The 14,531-nt window shown below is 72.1% G+C and carries 16 protein-coding genes and 1 pseudogene; 8 read left to right on the forward strand and 9 right to left on the reverse strand.

Annotation, left to right across the window (positions count from 1 at the left end; all coding sequences use genetic code 11):
- Positions 1-4: 4 nt before the first annotated feature.
- From AB0F52_RS13050 to AB0F52_RS13070, 5 genes and pseudogenes are all read right to left on the reverse strand, one after another.
- Positions 5-828: pseudogene (locus tag AB0F52_RS13050) on the reverse strand (methyltransferase domain-containing protein).
- Positions 825-1,205, reverse strand: a complete 381-nt coding sequence (locus tag AB0F52_RS13055; RefSeq protein WP_360168902.1) for a VOC family protein — start codon at positions 1,203-1,205, stop codon at positions 825-827. The pseudogene AB0F52_RS13050 and the gene AB0F52_RS13055 overlap by 4 nt, the downstream one beginning before the upstream one ends.
- A 63-nt stretch (positions 1,206-1,268) precedes the next feature.
- The gene (locus AB0F52_RS13060; protein WP_360168905.1) at positions 1,269-2,009 is read right to left on the reverse strand and encodes an FAD:protein FMN transferase; all 741 of its coding nucleotides are present in this window, start codon (positions 2,007-2,009) and stop codon (positions 1,269-1,271) included.
- Positions 2,006-2,518 carry an FMN-binding protein gene (locus tag AB0F52_RS13065; protein ID WP_360168908.1) on the reverse strand — a complete coding sequence of 171 codons (513 nt, stop codon included), beginning with the start codon at positions 2,516-2,518 and terminating at the stop codon, positions 2,006-2,008. Before AB0F52_RS13065 ends, AB0F52_RS13060 begins: the two co-directional genes overlap by 4 nt.
- 12 nt (positions 2,519-2,530) lie before the next feature.
- Positions 2,531-3,877 (reverse strand): ferredoxin reductase family protein, encoded by a 1,347-nt coding sequence (locus tag AB0F52_RS13070; protein WP_360168911.1) that lies wholly within the window; start codon positions 3,875-3,877, stop codon positions 2,531-2,533.
- Between the two features lie 147 nt (positions 3,878-4,024).
- Between AB0F52_RS13070 and AB0F52_RS13075 the strand changes: the two genes are divergently transcribed.
- Complete coding sequence (locus AB0F52_RS13075; protein ID WP_360168914.1) at positions 4,025-4,738, forward strand: response regulator transcription factor; 714 nt, start codon at positions 4,025-4,027, stop codon at positions 4,736-4,738.
- The gene (locus AB0F52_RS13080; RefSeq protein ID WP_360168917.1) at positions 4,735-6,156 is read left to right on the forward strand and encodes a HAMP domain-containing sensor histidine kinase; all 1,422 of its coding nucleotides are present in this window, start codon (positions 4,735-4,737) and stop codon (positions 6,154-6,156) included. The genes AB0F52_RS13075 and AB0F52_RS13080 overlap by 4 nt, the downstream gene beginning before the upstream one ends.
- Here AB0F52_RS13080 and AB0F52_RS13085 read toward each other — a convergent pair.
- The gene (locus AB0F52_RS13085) at positions 6,128-6,784 is read right to left on the reverse strand and encodes a pyridoxamine 5'-phosphate oxidase family protein (protein ID WP_360168920.1); all 657 of its coding nucleotides are present in this window, start codon (positions 6,782-6,784) and stop codon (positions 6,128-6,130) included. The genes AB0F52_RS13080 and AB0F52_RS13085 overlap by 29 nt on opposite strands.
- Positions 6,785-6,864: 80 nt before the next feature.
- Here AB0F52_RS13085 and AB0F52_RS13090 point away from each other — a divergent pair, with 80 nt between their 5' ends.
- On the forward strand, positions 6,865-8,229 hold the full coding sequence (locus AB0F52_RS13090) for a PLP-dependent aminotransferase family protein (protein WP_360168923.1): 1,365 nt from the start codon (positions 6,865-6,867) through the stop codon (positions 8,227-8,229).
- Between the two features lie 306 nt (positions 8,230-8,535).
- Positions 8,536-9,630, forward strand: coding sequence for a D-alanine--D-alanine ligase family protein (locus AB0F52_RS13095; RefSeq protein ID WP_360168926.1), 1,095 nt, complete (start codon positions 8,536-8,538; stop codon positions 9,628-9,630).
- Positions 9,631-9,657: 27 nt separating this feature from the next.
- Here the strand turns inward: AB0F52_RS13095 and AB0F52_RS13100 are convergent, their stop codons facing one another.
- Together AB0F52_RS13100 and AB0F52_RS13105 are read right to left on the reverse strand one after the other, a co-directional pair.
- Entirely contained in the window at positions 9,658-10,194 is a 537-nt protein-coding gene (locus AB0F52_RS13100) for a DUF3515 domain-containing protein (protein WP_360168929.1), read from the reverse strand.
- A 19-nt stretch (positions 10,195-10,213) separates the two neighbouring features.
- The gene (locus AB0F52_RS13105) at positions 10,214-10,447 is read right to left on the reverse strand and encodes an Lrp/AsnC ligand binding domain-containing protein (protein WP_003091994.1); all 234 of its coding nucleotides are present in this window, start codon (positions 10,445-10,447) and stop codon (positions 10,214-10,216) included.
- Between the two features lie 137 nt (positions 10,448-10,584).
- Between AB0F52_RS13105 and AB0F52_RS13110 the strand changes: the two genes are divergently transcribed.
- Together AB0F52_RS13110 and AB0F52_RS13115 are read left to right on the forward strand one after the other, a co-directional pair.
- Entirely contained in the window at positions 10,585-11,541 is a 957-nt protein-coding gene (locus AB0F52_RS13110) for a thiamine-phosphate kinase (protein WP_360168933.1), read from the forward strand.
- Positions 11,542-11,557: 16 nt separating this feature from the next.
- Positions 11,558-12,037, forward strand: a complete 480-nt coding sequence (locus AB0F52_RS13115) for a GNAT family N-acetyltransferase (protein WP_360168936.1) — start codon at positions 11,558-11,560, stop codon at positions 12,035-12,037.
- On the opposite strand, the gene AB0F52_RS13120 is transcribed toward AB0F52_RS13115, so the two are convergent.
- Complete coding sequence (locus AB0F52_RS13120; RefSeq protein ID WP_360168939.1) at positions 12,024-13,247, reverse strand: glycoside hydrolase family 27 protein; 1,224 nt, start codon at positions 13,245-13,247, stop codon at positions 12,024-12,026. The genes AB0F52_RS13115 and AB0F52_RS13120 overlap by 14 nt on opposite strands.
- A 32-nt stretch (positions 13,248-13,279) precedes the next feature.
- Between AB0F52_RS13120 and AB0F52_RS13125 the strand changes: the two genes are divergently transcribed.
- Both AB0F52_RS13125 and AB0F52_RS13130 read left to right on the forward strand, forming a co-directional pair.
- Entirely contained in the window at positions 13,280-13,810 is a 531-nt protein-coding gene (locus tag AB0F52_RS13125; protein ID WP_360168942.1) for a gamma carbonic anhydrase family protein, read from the forward strand.
- Positions 13,811-13,840: 30 nt separating this feature from the next.
- Positions 13,841-14,518 carry a uracil-DNA glycosylase gene (locus AB0F52_RS13130; protein ID WP_360168945.1) on the forward strand — a complete coding sequence of 226 codons (678 nt, stop codon included), beginning with the start codon at positions 13,841-13,843 and terminating at the stop codon, positions 14,516-14,518.
- Positions 14,519-14,531 lie beyond the last annotated feature (13 nt).

Below are 14,531 nucleotides of genomic sequence, written 5' to 3' on the forward strand. Positions count from 1 at the left end.
CTATTCAGCCGGTCTTGACCGCCTGGAGCGTGTAGCTCGCCGCCAGCCGCGACGGCGTGTCCTTCAGCCGCCATTCTTCGGTGGCGGGGTCGTGCACCATCTGACCGGGCAGCGCGTTCCACGGGACGCTGTCGTGCTCGGTGAAGCCGGTCACGGTGAGGCCGTGGTCCAGCAGGGCCGTGATGATCTCGCCCAGCGAGTGGTTCCACGAGTGGGTGACGCCGTGCTCGATCGGCCGGTCGACGGCGACGTAGGTTTCGGGCTCGTCGAAGACCAGCGGCTCGGCGTGCTCGAAGTAGGAGTACCGCGGGGACGCCGGATCATTCTCGTCCAGGGTGCCCAGCATGGGGTGCCCTTCGCGGATGAAGAGCCGCCCGCCCGGCCGCAGCAGCCCGGCGACCACCGCCGCCCAGCGCGCCGCCGAAGGCAGCCAGCACAGCGCGCGCCGATCCCGGTGTAGACGAGGTCGAACCGCCCGGCGCCCAGCACCTCGACGGCGTCGTGCACGTCGGCCTCGTGGAAGTCGATCGCCGCGCCGGCCGCCTCGGCGAGACGGCGGGCCTCGGCCAGCGCCGCACCCGAGAAGTCCAGGCCCGTCATGGCCGCGCCCAGGCGGGACAGCGAAACCGTGTCCGTGCCGATGTGGCACTGCAGGTGCACCGCGCGCAGCCCGGTCAGGTCGCCCAGGCGCGGGCGGTCGAACCGCACGACACCGCTCAGGTGCGCCGGATCCGCCGCGAACCGGGTGAAGCCGTAGTCCGGCGAGGCCGCGTGCAGCACCGCGCGCTCGTCCCAGTTGGCCTTGTTGACCGCGAACGAGTCCGTCACGACGTCGCCGCGCGCTCGGCCGCGCTCCTCAGCACGCAGAACTCGTTGCCCTCGGGGTCGGCGAGCACCGCCCAGCCGGTGCCGTCCGGGTTGCGGAGGTCGTTCACCAGGGTCGCGCCGAGGGCGAGGATCCGCGAGATCTCCTCGTCGCGCGGGATGTCCGGCTGCAGGCACAGGTGGAGCCGGTTCTTCACCGTCTTCGGCTCCGGCACGCGCAGGAAGAGCAACGCCGTGTCGTCGGTCAGCTGGAAGCCGACCTCGTCGTTGCCCGGCTGGTCTTCTTCCGGGATCGGTTTCCCGGTGACTTCGCTCCAGAACCGGCACAGCTGGTACGGGTCGGCGCAGTCGACGGAAACGTTCAGGACGGACGACGGCATGGCACTCCTCGAAGACGGGTTGCTGCCGAGTCTGGCGCAGCCGTCCGGGGAGGGCGAACCGATTTAGGACGCCAGCGCCAGCCCCGCCGTCCGGTGCACGCGGCGGCTGTCGTCGACGATGAGGATCTCGCAGTCCGGGCGGTCGGCCGCCCAGGTGATGCCCTCGGCGCCCATCGCGAACGCCGCCGTGGCCAGTGCGTCCGCCGTCACCAGGTCGCCGGCCACCACGGTGACGCTCATCAGGCCCGTCGCCGGCGTTCCGGAGCGGCCGTCGAGGATGTGGGAACCGCGCTCGTAGGCCGCCGACGTCGCGATCGCGCCGTTGCGCGACTCCAGGACCGCGCACACGGCCAGGGGCTGCTCGGGGTGGCGCACCCCGACCCGCCACGGACGGCCCGGCTGCGGTTCGCCCGCGGTGACGACGTCGCCGCCGGCGTTGAGGCAGAACGTCGTCGCGCCCTCGGCCTTGAGCATGTCGGCCGCGCGCTGCACCGCCCAGCCCTTGACCACCGCGCACGGGTCGAGACCGCGGCCGGGCAGCCGCGCGCGGAACGCGCCGCCGGAGAGCTGCTCGTAGTACGCGCAGAGCTCCAGCACCTCGAGGAGGTCGTCGCTGAGCTCGGCGGCCGTGAGCTCGCCCCGGTCGTACCGGCTGACCTCGCTGTCGTCCTTGAACGGGCTGAACCGGGCGTCGACGTCGCGGAACCAGGCGAAGACGTCGTCGACGACCTCGGCGAAGTCGCCTTCGTCACGCAGGTCGAGCGAGATCGGCAGGCCCATCACCTGTTCGACGCGGGTGATCATCGGTTCTTCGCCTTTGCGTCGATCGCGGCCTGCAGGGACGTCTTGTACGACTCGCTGGTCTCGGTGGCTCCGGTCACCGTGTCGATGTCGGCGCTCTGCGCTTTGATCGCTTCTTCCTGCAGCCGCGGGAGAGCGGTCAGCGACCGGCCGCCGTCCGGGGCCTGCAGCAGGGTGATGACGGCGATCCGCGAGCCGGTGAACGTCACCTGCACCTGCACGGTGCCGTACCGGCTCGTCTCGGCGCTGCCTTCGGTGGTCACCGTCTTGTTCGGGTTGTCGCGAGTGGACGGTGTCTCCGAAGTGGACGGCGTGGCCGCGGTCGAGGGCGGCGGCGCGGCCGAAGTGGACGGTGCCGAGGTGACCGGTGTGGACGGTGCGGGTGGTGCGGTGACGTTCGGGGGTGGCGCCTGCGCGATGGCGGCGGTGTTCTGCACCGGCCCGGGCTCGAACCGCCAGACCGAGATGAACCCGGCGATCGACAGCGCGACGACGAAAATGGTCTTCTTCACAGCAACTTCCCCCTAGGCCGCGAGGCTGAAACGTTCGGCGTGGACCTGGGCGTTGGGCACGCGCAGCTCGCGCAGGCTGCGCAGCACGGCGGAAGTCATCCCCGGCGGGCCGCAGACGAACACGTCCCGCTCGTGCACGTCCGGCACCATCATGTGCAGGTTCGCCGGCCCGAGCATCACGCCGCGCGGCCCGACCGCCTGGTCCGGTCCGGTGAGGACACTGACGCTGGCGCCCCGGGCCTTGGCCAGCTCGTTCAGCTCCGGCAGCAGCACCGCGTCGGCCTGGTTGCGCACCCGGTACAGCACGACGACGTGGCCGTCGATGTCCTCCAGCAGCGCGCGGATCGGCGTGATCCCGACGCCGCCCGCCACGAGCAGCGCGTTGGGCCGCCGCTGGTGGATCGTCGTGAAGGCGCCGTACGGTCCTTCGGCGAACACGCGCGTCCCGACGCGCAGGCTGCGCAGCCCGGCACTGGAATCGCCGAGCGCCTTCGCCGTCAGCCGCAGGGAACGGCCGTCCGGCGCGGCCGACAGCGAGAAGGGATTGGCTTGCCACCAACGGTCCTTCGTCAGGAACCGCCAGAGGAAGAACTGCCCCGCCTTGGCCGGCATCTTGTCCAGGTGCTTGCCGGACATGTACACCGAAACGACGTCCGGGGACTCGGAAACCACCGCCGTGACGCGCAGCTGGTGGCGCAGGTTCCGCCACAGCGGCAGCACGACGCGCCCGGCGAGCACCGCGGCGCCGGCGCCGAGCCAGAGCGTCCACCAGTACGCCTTCGCCTGCTCCGAGCCGGCGAACGACTGGCCCAGCGCGATCTGGTGCGTGAACGCCAGCACGATCGCGGCGTAGGTGTAGAGGTGGATGAAGTGCCACGTCTCGTAGGCGAGCCGCTTGCGGGCGAACTTCGCCGAGGCGGCGCCGACGATGAGGATCACGGCGAAGGCGACCAGCGCCCGCAGGATCCCTTCGAGCGTGTTGGCCATCTCGACCAGCTCGTCGACGACGCCCTTGCTGGAGACCTCCGCGTAGCCCATGGTGATGAACACCAGGTGCGCCAGCAGGGTCCAGAGGATCGTGAAGCCGGTCCAGCGGTGCCAGGTGGTCAGCCGGTCCATCCCGAGCCGGCGGTCCAGCCAGGGCAGCCGGGCCACCAGCAGCAGCTGGAACGCCATCGCCAGCGCGCCGTACAAGCCGGCGAGCCTGCCGATCGTGATCAGCACGTTCTGCGAAACCCCGGCCTGGACGAACAGGACGGTGACGGCGGCCACGTTGGCGCCGAGGAAGAGGAAGAGGCCGGATTTCGCGGCGATCCGGGGGCGGATCGCCGGGCGCGCGGCCTCGGCGGTCTGCGTCATGGTCCTCACACGGATCCCCCTTCGGTTCGGTTCACGAAGGCCAGCCTCGCCGCCGGTCCTGTGGCGAGTCTGGGTGCCGGCTGTCGGCTTCCTGTCGGCCACCGCGTCCGGTCGCCGGGCGCGCCCGCCGCGGGAGAAGATGCAGGGGTGCAGACTCCCGACCCCGTGCGCCTGCTCGTCGTCGACGACGAGCCGCACATCGCCGACCTCGTCGCCACCGTCGCCCGGTACGAGGGGTGGCAGGCGGTCACGGCCGGCACCGGGCAGGCCGCGCTGAGCCGGGCCGCGGAGTTCGGGCCGGACATCGTCGTGCTCGACCTGATGCTGCCCGACCTCGACGGCTTCACCGTGCTCGACCGCCTGCGGGCCGGGGGCAACGCGGTGCCCGTGGTCTTCCTCACGGCCAAGGACGCGACGGCCGACCGGATCGCCGGGCTCACCCGCGGGGGTGACGACTACCTCGTGAAACCGTTTTCGGTCGAGGAGCTGATGGCGCGGCTGCGGGCGGTGCTGCGGCGCAGCGCCGGCCTCGCGCACCAGCCCGAGGCACGCGGCGCCGTGCTGCGGGTCGGCGACCTGACGCTGGACGAGGACACCCGCGAGGTCCGCCGCGGCGAGCGGCTCGCCGAGCTGACGCCGACGGAGTACGAGCTGCTGCGCTACCTCATGCGCCGCTCGCCGTCGGTGCTGACCAAGGCGCAGATCCTCGACCACGTCTGGGAGTACGACTTCGGCGGCCGGTCCAATGTGGTCGAACTGGTCATTTCGCACCTGCGGCGCAAGGTCGACGCGGGCGACGGCGAGCCGCTGATCCACACCGTGCGCGGCGTCGGGTACGTCGTGCGGCAGGCCCACCGGTGACGGGCGTCCTCCGCCGGTGGTACGGGGCCTGGCAGCGCACCCGGCTGGGCACCCGGATCACCCTCGGCCTCGGCGCGCTCGCGCTGGTGGTGTTCGCGGCCGTCGGCGTCACGACGGTCGGGATCATGCACGGCTACCTCGACCGGCGGCTCGACGAGCAGCTGTCCAAGAGCCAGAACACGCAGCTGCCCCAGCTGCGCGAGACGCACGGCTCACCGCAGTCGGTGTACTCGTGGTACTCGGCGCTGTACAAGGTCACCGGCGGCGTCGCCGTCCCCGAGCCGGGCGGCAAGCTGCCGGGCGACGCCGAGCAGCTGGCGAAGATCGCCGCCGACGCGGTGGGCGGCGACGTCACCCGGAACATCTACCTGCGTGACGACGGCCCGTACCGGGTGCGGGCGTGCCCGGTCGACACCGACTCGGTGCTGCTGTCCGCCGCGCCGCAGAAGGACCTCGACGGCACGGTCCGGCAGCTGATCTGGGTGGAGGTCGCCGCGTTCGCGCTCGCGCTGGGCGTGCTGGTGGTCGTGGGACGGCTGGTGCTGCGCCGCGGCCTGCGCCCGCTGGCCGACATGGCCGGCACCGCGCACGACATCGCCGCCCACGACCTCACCGCGAACCCGGACCTGCCGGTGCGCGCGGCGGGCACCGGCGGCGGCGCCGAAGTCGAAGAGCTGCGGACGGCGTTCAACGTGATGCTGGCCCACATCGACACCTCGCTCGCCGCGAAGACCGAGGCGAACGAGCGCCTGCGCCGGTTCGTCGCGGACGCCTCGCACGAGCTGCGGACGCCGCTGACGTCGATCCGCGGCTACGCCGACCTCTTCCGCTACGCCGCGGCGAACGAGCCGGCGGAGCGTGAGGCGCACCTGGCGAAGATCCGCGAGGAGACCGCGCGGATGACCGTGCTCGTCGACGACCTCCTGCTGCTGGCCCGCCTCGACGCGCGGGCCGCCGAGACGCCGTTGCGGCCCGAGCGCGTCGACCTGGCCGAGCTGGCCGGGGACGCGGCGGACGCGTTCGCCGCCGGCCGGCCGGACCACCCGCTGACTTCGGCGCTCTCGGCGGCCTTCGTGGACGCCGACCCCGTGCGCCTGCGTCAGGTGCTGGACAACCTGCTGGCCAACGCCGCCGTGCACACCCCGCCGGGGACGTCGGTGCACGTGTCGGTGACGGCGTCCGGCGGCGAGGCCGTCGTCCAGGTCACCGACACCGGGCCCGGGATCGCTGTAGGTGATCAGGAGCGGATCTTCGACCGGTTCTTCCGCGTCGACGACTCCCGCACCCGCGGCAACGGCGGCACCGGGCTCGGGCTGTCGGTGGTCCAGTCCCTGGTCGCCGCGCACGGCGGCACGGTGTCGGTGGCTTCGTCGCCGGGCCGGACGACCTTCAGCGTGCGGTTGCCGCTCGCCCGGTGACGTGCTTCGGGGTGGTCCAGCCGGGGGAGAGGTCTCCGGACGGCTCGGGCGTGCCGAAGACCGTCCGCACCGGCAGCACCCCGGCCCAGGCGGTGTCCGCTTCGACGTCCCGGGGCTCGTCGTCCGGGCCCTCGGCGCGCATCTTCACCGACGCCTCGGCGAGGTCCAATGCGAGCACGGACACCGCGGCGAACTCCTTGGCGTCGACCTCGCGCGCGTGCTCCCACGAGCCCGGCGCGAGGTGGTCGGTGAGGACCTTCAGGCCGTGCATCTTCGCTTCGGCGTCGAGGACCGGCTTCGCCTGGCCGAGGATGACGGCGCTGCGGTAGTTCATCGAGTGGTTGTTCACCGAGCGCGAGTAGACGATGCCGTCGAGGAGCGTCACCGTCACGCAGACGTCGAGGCCGTGCGCCGCGGTGCGGAGGCTGGCGGCGCCGGTCGAACCGTGGAGGTAGAGCGTGTCGCCGTCGCGGCCGTAGCCGGTCGGGAGGACCAGCGGCACGCCGTCGCGAACGACCCCGAGGTGGCAGATCAGGCCTTCGTCCAGGACGGCGTGCAGTGCGGAGCGGTCGGTCACGGCGCGGTGCTTCTTGCGGCCGAGCGTGGTGCGGGGCGTGGTCGACAACATGCGACCAGCGTCTCCCGGCACAGTGGCCTCGGAAAACGGCCACTTCTCGTACACTTGGGAAGTCCACTCGAGGAGGTCCCGTGTCCGACACCGCGCTCCCGGTTCGCCTCGACCGTGCGGCGGTGACGCCGCTGGCCGTCCAATTGGCGGACGCGCTGCGCGAAGCCGCGGCGAGCGGCCACCTGCGCGGCGGCGACCGGCTGCCCTCGACGCGGGCGCTGGCCGGCCGGCTCGGCGTCAGCCGCACGGTGACGTCGGCGGCGTACGAGCAGCTGCACGCCGAGGGCTGGATCGCGGGACGGCACGGTTCCGGCACCTACGTGACGACTCCGCCTTCGGTTTCGGCTTCGGAGGTCCCGGCGCCCGCGGTCCCGGCGGTCGAGGTCTCGCCGTCCCCGCTGCTCGACCTCGGGCCGGGAACGCCGTGGGCGGCGGGACTGGACCGAGCGGCCTGGCGCCGCGCGTGGCGGGCGGCGGCGGACCCGGAGCCGCTGATCCGCGCCCATCGCGCGGGGCTGCCGGAGTACCGCGCGGCGGTGTCGGAGCACCTCCTGCGCCACCGCGGGCTGGCGGCGGGCTCGGTCCTGGCGACCGGCGGCACGACGGCGGCGGTCGTCGAGCTGGCCGCGGCGGTCCTGGAGCGCGGGGACATCGTCGCCGTCGAAGAGCCGGGCTACCAGCGGGCGGTGCAGGCGTTCCGGCGGGCGGGCATGCGGGTGGTCGGTGTGCCGGTGGATCTTGAAGGGTTGCGGCCGGATTCTCTCCCGGACGGTGCGCGGGCGGTGTACTGCTCGCCGGCGCACCAGTACCCGATGGGCAGCCGGCTGAGCGCGGCGCGGCGGGTTTCGCTGGTCGAGCGCGCGCGTGCGTCCGGGATGTTGGTGATCGAGGACGACTACGACGGCGAGCTGCGGTTCGACGTCGCGCCGCTGCCGATGCTGGCTTCGCTGGCGCCGGACGTCGTGGTGCACTTGGGGACCACGTCGAAGATCCTCACGCCGACGCTGGGGGCGGGCTGGATGGTGGCGCCCGAGGCGATCACTTCGGCGGTGCTGGCGTATCGAGATTCGACGGGAACGCGGCCTTCGCCGGCGGGGCAGCGGGTGTTGTACGAATTCGCGCGAAACGGAGATCTGGGCCGTCACCTGCGAAAACTGCGCCGGGAGATGGCGGAGCGGCGCACGTTGCTGGCGGGGGCGCTGTCTTCGGCGGGGATTCCGGTGCGGGGCGACGATGCCGGGGCGCACCTGGTGGTGCCGTTTTCCTCGGCCGCGGTGGAGGCGTCGGTGATCGCGGCGGCCGAGCGGCGCGGGATCCGGCTGGATGGGCTGGCGCGGCACTTCGCCGGTCCGCCTTCCGCGCACGGGGTGGCGATCGGGTACGCGGGGTGTTCGCGGGAGGCTCTGGTGGCGGCTTTGCCGGTGCTGGTGGGGCTGTTGCGGTGAGGTTGTCCACAAGCGGGTCGTGATGGGGACAACCTTGGTGGGGGCGGGGTTTCCGGCCTCTGGTGTCACCGGCCCCAGCGAACCCGGCCCGGCGAACGTGGCTGGTGAACCAGGCCCAGCGGACCAGGCCCAGCGGACAGGCCCGGCGAACCGGGCCCAGCGAACCGGGCTCGACGCCGGACCCACCAGCCCCTCGACACACCGGACGTGCCAAAGCCATCACCGGTTGCGTTCGCCGCGCGGACCGTGCCGTCCGTCGCACCGGGCTGGGCTGTTCCGCGAGGTCACCGGGTACGGTGGCTCACCATGAGCGAGAAGATCCGGGTGGCCGTCGTGTTCGGTGGGCGCAGCAGCGAGCACACCATCTCGTGCCTGTCCGCCGGCAGCGTCCTCGGCCACCTCGATCCCGAGCGGTTCGAGGCCGTCCCGGTCGGGATCACGCGGGAAGGCCGCTGGGTGCTCGGCTCCGGGGACTCCGCTCAGCTCGCCATCCGCGGCCGGGAACTGCCCTCCGTCGAAGACGGTAAGGGGCTCGTCCTCGCCGGGGATCCGTCCAGCCAGGGCCTCGTCGCCGTCGAAGCCGGGCGGGAAAGCGAATTGCTGTCCCGCGTCGATGTCGTCTTCCCCGTGCTGCACGGGGCCTTCGGCGAAGACGGCACCATCCAGGGCCTCCTGGAACTCGCCGGCATCCCGTACGTCGGGCCCGGGGTCCTCGCCAGCGCCGCCGCCATGGACAAGGAAACCGCCAAGAAACTCCTCGCCGCCGAAGGGCTTCCGGTCGGGACCTACGCCGCCCTGAGGCGGGGGCAGTCCAGTTTGGACGAACACGAAAAAACCCGGCTCGGGCTGCCCGTCTTCGTCAAGCCCTCCCGGGCCGGGTCCTCCGTCGGCATCTCGCGCGTCGCCGGCTGGGACGAGCTGGATGCCGCCATCGAACTCGCCCGCGCCACCGATCCCAAGGTGCTCGTCGAGGCCGCCGTCGTCGGGCGGGAGGTCGAGTGCGGTGTCCTCGAATTCCCCGACGGCCGCGTCGAAGCTTCGCTGCCCGCCGAGATCCGCGTCCTGTCCGAAGACGAGAACGCCTGGTACGACTTCGAAACCAAGTACCTCGGCGACGACGCCGAACTCGACATCCCCGCCAAGCTCGACGACGCCCTCACCGAGAAGCTCCGCGCGATGGCCGTCGAAGCCTTCCGGGCGCTGGACTGCCAGGGCCTGGCCCGCGTCGACTTCTTCGTCACCGAAGACCACGAACTGATCATCAACGAGGTCAACACCATGCCGGGCTTCACGACGAAGTCCGCCTACCCGAAGATGTGGGAGGTCACCGGCATGGACTACCCGACGCTGCTGACCACCCTCATCGAGACGGCGATCGCCCGCGGAACCGGCCTGCGCTGACCGAAACCGGCCGAAACCGACCGAAAGCTAACCGAACCGCAGCGGCTGCGGCGCCAGCTTCGCGGCCACCGTGTCCGAAACGGCCTGCAGCGGCCCGGTCCCGGCGCTGTCCGGCACCGTCAGCGCCGCGTAGACCTCGCGGTCCACCACGTACCACGTCGACGCGCCCTCGCCCGGCACCTGCAGCCACTGCACCTTGTTCACCAGCCGCAGCTGCGCCGTCGGCGTCAGCTCCGGGGGACGGCCGAGGCCGCAGCGCAACACCACGGGGTCAGTGGAACCCCAGGCCACCGTCGCGGGCGGCGCCGGGGCCGCCAACGCCCGCACCTTCAGAGAAGTCCCATTGGACGTCAGTTCCGTGGGCACCGCGCCCAGCAGCGTCGCGCACCCCGGCGATCCCGCAAAAGGCGCCGGCACGGGGACCAGCGGCAGCGGTCCCGCGGAGTCCGAAGGGGACGGCCGGGTCAGGGCGAACACGGCGACGGCGACCGCCAAGGCCACGGCGAGCGCGGCCGCGGTGACGAGCACCACTCGGGGCGGTGCGCCGGTGTCGGAGTCAGGCACCCCGCAACTACACCATTGCTCAGAGGTGCACGACCGGGCAGGTCAGCGTCCGGGTGATGCCTTCCACGTTCTGCACCTTCGCGACCACGAGCTGGCCCAGCTGGTCGACGTTGTCGGCGGCGGCGCGGACGATCACGTCGTACGGTCCGGTGACATCCTCCGAGCTGGTGACACCCGGGATGCTGGAGATCTCGGCAGCCACCGCGGCCGCCTTGCCGACCTCGGTCTGGATGAGGATGTATGCGTGGACCACGGCGCGCCCTTTCGTCGGGATCGAAAGCTCAAGGTAGGAACGTCATCAGCAACGTATCGCCAGCTCACGGAAAAACATAGGGCATCCGACTATCGGTGATCGATCTTTGTCCCGGTAGAGAAAGACAGAGGTGACCGGTGTCACCGAACGACGGAACGGTCGCCGAGACCGGGGAGTTCGCGCTCATCCGCGCCGTCACCGAAGGACGGCGCCAGCCCCCGGGCACGCTGCTCGGCCCCGGCGACGACGCCGCCGTCGTCGCCGCCCCGGACGGCCGGGTGGTCGCCAGCACCGACGTCCTCGTCCAGGGCGTCCACTTCCGGCTCGACTGGTCCACGCCCGAGCACGTCGGGCGCAAGGCCGTCGCGGTCAACCTGGCCGACATCGCCGCCATGGGCGCCACCCCGACCACCGTCCTGGTCGGGCTCGCCTGCCCGCCCGACACGCCGAGCGAGGTGGTGAAGGCGCTCACCGACGGCATGTGGGCCGAGGCCGAACGCGCCGGCATCGGCGTCTCCGGCGGCGACATGGTCCGCGCCGACCAGCTCGTGATCAGCGTCACGGCCCTCGGCGACCTCGGCGACCGCGAGCCGGTGACGCGCTCGGGCGCCCGGCCCGGTGACGTCGTCGCGGTGAACGGGCGGCTCGGCTGGGCCGCCGCCGGGCTGGCCGTGCTCGGCCGCGGCTTCCGGTCCCCGGTCGGCGTCGTCAACGCCCAGCGCTGCCCGGAACCGCCCTACGAAGCCGGCCCGCGCGCCGCGCTGGCCGGGGCCACGGCGATGATCGACGTCTCCGACGGCCTGCTCGCCGACCTGGGCCACATCGGCGAGGCATCCGACGTCGGCATCGACGTCCGCACCGCCGACCTCGACATCCCCGCCCGGCTCACCGAGGTCGGCGCCGCCCTCGGCGCGGACCCCCTCACCTGGGTCCTCACCGGCGGCGAGGACCACGCCCTGGCGGCCACCTTCCCGCCGTTCACCGAGCTCCCGGACGGCTGGCGCACGATCGGCGTCGTCACCATGGCCGGCTCCGGGATCACCGTCGACGGGAAACCGTTTTCCCGAGAAGGCGGATGGACGCACTGGCGCTGATCTAGGCTCCGGAAGCGTGAGAATCGTTCCGGTCCCCTACGACCACCCCGACGCGGCCAAGCTCATGACCGCGGTGCAGCAGGTGTACATCGAGCGCTACGGCAGCGAGGACGCCACTCCGCTGAGCCCCGCGGACTTCGATCCGCCGCAGGGCGTGTTCCTCGTCGGCTACCAGGGCGAGGAACCGGTCGCCTGCGGCGCGTGGCGCGCCCACGACGGCCCCGAGCCCGATTTCCAGGACGGCGACGCCGAGTTCAAGCGGATGTACGTCGCCGACTCCGCCCGCGGACGCGGGTTCGCGCGGATGATCCTGTCCGAGCTGGAGCGCACGGCGGCGCTGTGCGGCCGCAAGCGCGCGGTCCTGGAAACCGGGACGAAGCAGCCCGAGGCCATCGCGCTCTACACCTCGTCGGGCTACGCCGAGATCCCGAAGTTCGGCGTCTACAAGAACGAGCCGGAAAGCCGCTGCTTCGGCAAGGACCTCACCTCGGCGTGAGCTTCAGCAGGGCCGCCGCGTGGGGCCGCAGGGTCGAGGAAACGGAGCCGGTGGCAGTGCTCGTTTCCCGGTGGGCCCAGAGATCGCGGACCTGCCAGCGGCCGGGAACCGAAGCGGAGACGGTCGCGGTGGTGCTGCCGGTGTTGAGCAGTACCACCGCGAAACCGCCGTCGCTCAACGGTTTCCCCCACACCTGGTAGCCGGGACCCGCGTCGAGCTGCCGCCCCTGGCTGCCCGCGAAGTCCTGGTCGACGGCGATGGCCTCGGCGTTGCCGAGCGTCGCGAGGTCGCTGTCGCTCAGGTTCGCCGGGTCGGTGCCGGCGAACAGCGGCGCGTTCAGCACGGCCCAGACGCTGAAGTGCGCGCGGGCCTCGTCGGCGGTCAGGGTGCCGTTGCCGACCTGCAGCATGTCCGGGTCGTTCCAGCCGCCGGGCGAGCCGCTGTGGGCGGCGACGCCGGCCTGCTGGTCGATCGTCGTGAGCACCGAGTCCCAGGTCGGGGCCAGGTCGTCGGTGGTGCGCCAGAGGTTCGCCACCGGCCGCGCCCAGGTCCACGGGCTGGAGACGCCGTACTCGGAGATCGCGTAGACGATCGGGCGGGGCAGCGCGGCCAGTTCGTCGCGCATCTTCTCGAACGCGGCCTTCCGGTCGAGGCCGTCGACGGTGTCGGCGTTGCACCAGTCGTACTTGAGGTAGTCCACGCCCCAGCGGTCGAACGTCTCGGCGTCCTGGCGCTCGTGGCCGAGCGAGCCGATGCCGGCGGCGGGGTAGGCGTCGTTCGCCATGGCGCAGGTCCGGCTGCCGGGCACGGCGTAGATGCCGAACAGCAGGCCGCGGGAGTGCACGTAGTCGGCCAGGTCCGCGATGCCGTGCGGGAACCGCGCCGGATCCGGCCGCAGTGAGCCGTCCGCGGCGCGCGTGGGGGCCTGCCAGCAGTCGTCGACGACGACGTAGTGGTAACCCGCGTCACGCAGGCCGGTGTCGGCGAGGGCGTCGGCTGCCTTCTTGACGACGTCCTCGGTGAGGTCGTAGCAGCGGACCTGGTTCCAGCTGTTCCAGCCCATCGGCGGGGTGCCGGCCAGGCCGTTCGCCGGCGCGGCCGACGCGACCGGCAGGCTGAGCAGCCAGGTCAGCACGACGAGCAGGAGCACGAGGCCCGTGCTCCCGGTACTGGCGTTCCGGTTCGCGGCGATGGCGTGATCCAATCGCACGGGAAGTGAAACCGCGGTCACCCGGAGGCGGCATGCCGATCTACGCACTCGGTTCGCTCGAGCCGACGATCCACCCGGACGCCTACGTCCACCCCGACGCGACGGTGATCGGCGACGTCCGGATCGGCGCGCACGCGTCGGTGTGGCCGCAGACGGTCCTGCGCGGCGACCACGGGTACATCGAGATCGGCGAGCGTTCGAACGTCCAGGACGGCTGCGTCCTGCACTGCACCGAGCGGCACCCGACGATCCTCGGGCCGTCGTCGGCGATCGGGCACGCGGTGCACGTCGAAGGCGCGACGATCGGCACCGGCTGCCTGATCGCGTCCGGTGCGGTGGTGCTGAACGGCTCGGTGATCGAGGACGGCGGCATGGTCGGCGCGGGCGCGGTGCTGTCGTACGGCTCCCACGTCAAGACCGGCGAGATCGCGCTGGGCGTGCCGGGGAAGACGCGCGAGAACAAGTCGTTCGGCGCGGAGAACATCGCGCTCGTCGTCGATTCCTACGTCCGGCGGGCGCAGCGGTTCCGGACCGAGCTGAGGCGGCTCGACCCGCTCGGGTGACGCCGGCCACGCCCGGTAGGCTTGCGCGCCGTGACCGCACGACCGTTGCAGGACATCGTCGAGGCAGGCTGGGCGAAAGCCCTCGAACCGGTGGCGCCGCAGGTCACCGCGATGGGGGAGTTCCTCCGCGCGGAGATCGCCGCGGGCCGCACCTACCTGCCGGCGGGTGAACACGTGCTGCGGGCGTTCCAGCAGCCGTTCCACGACGTGCGCGTGCTGATCGTCGGGCAGGACCCGTACCCGACGCCCGGGCACGCGGTGGGCCTGAGCTTCTCGGTGGCGCCGGACGTCCGGCCGATCCCGAAGAGCCTGGTCAACATCTACAAGGAGTACACCGAAGACCTCGGCCACCCGCTGCCGTCCAACGGCGACCTGACGCCGTGGGCCGACCAGGGCGTGCTGCTGCTCAACAGGGCCCTCACCGTGCAGCCGGGGAAGTCGAATTCGCACCAGGGCAAGGGCTGGGAAGAGGTCACCGAGCAGGCGATCAAGGCCCTCGCGGCCCGGTCGGAGCCGATGGTGGCGATCCTGTGGGGCCGCAACGCCCGCAACCTGCGCCCGATGCTCGGCGAGGTGCCGTGCATCGAATCCGCGCACCCGAGCCCGCTCTCGGCGCACAACGGCTTCTTCGGGTCGCGCCCGTTCAGCCGGGCCAACCAGCTGCTGGAGCAGCAGGGTGCGGCGCCGGTGGACTGGAAACTGCCGTAGGTTCGGTGTCCGG

The sequence above is a fragment of the Amycolatopsis sp. NPDC024027 genome (genome assembly GCF_040638975.1).
In the GTDB taxonomy this organism is placed as follows: domain Bacteria; phylum Actinomycetota; class Actinomycetes; order Mycobacteriales; family Pseudonocardiaceae; genus Amycolatopsis.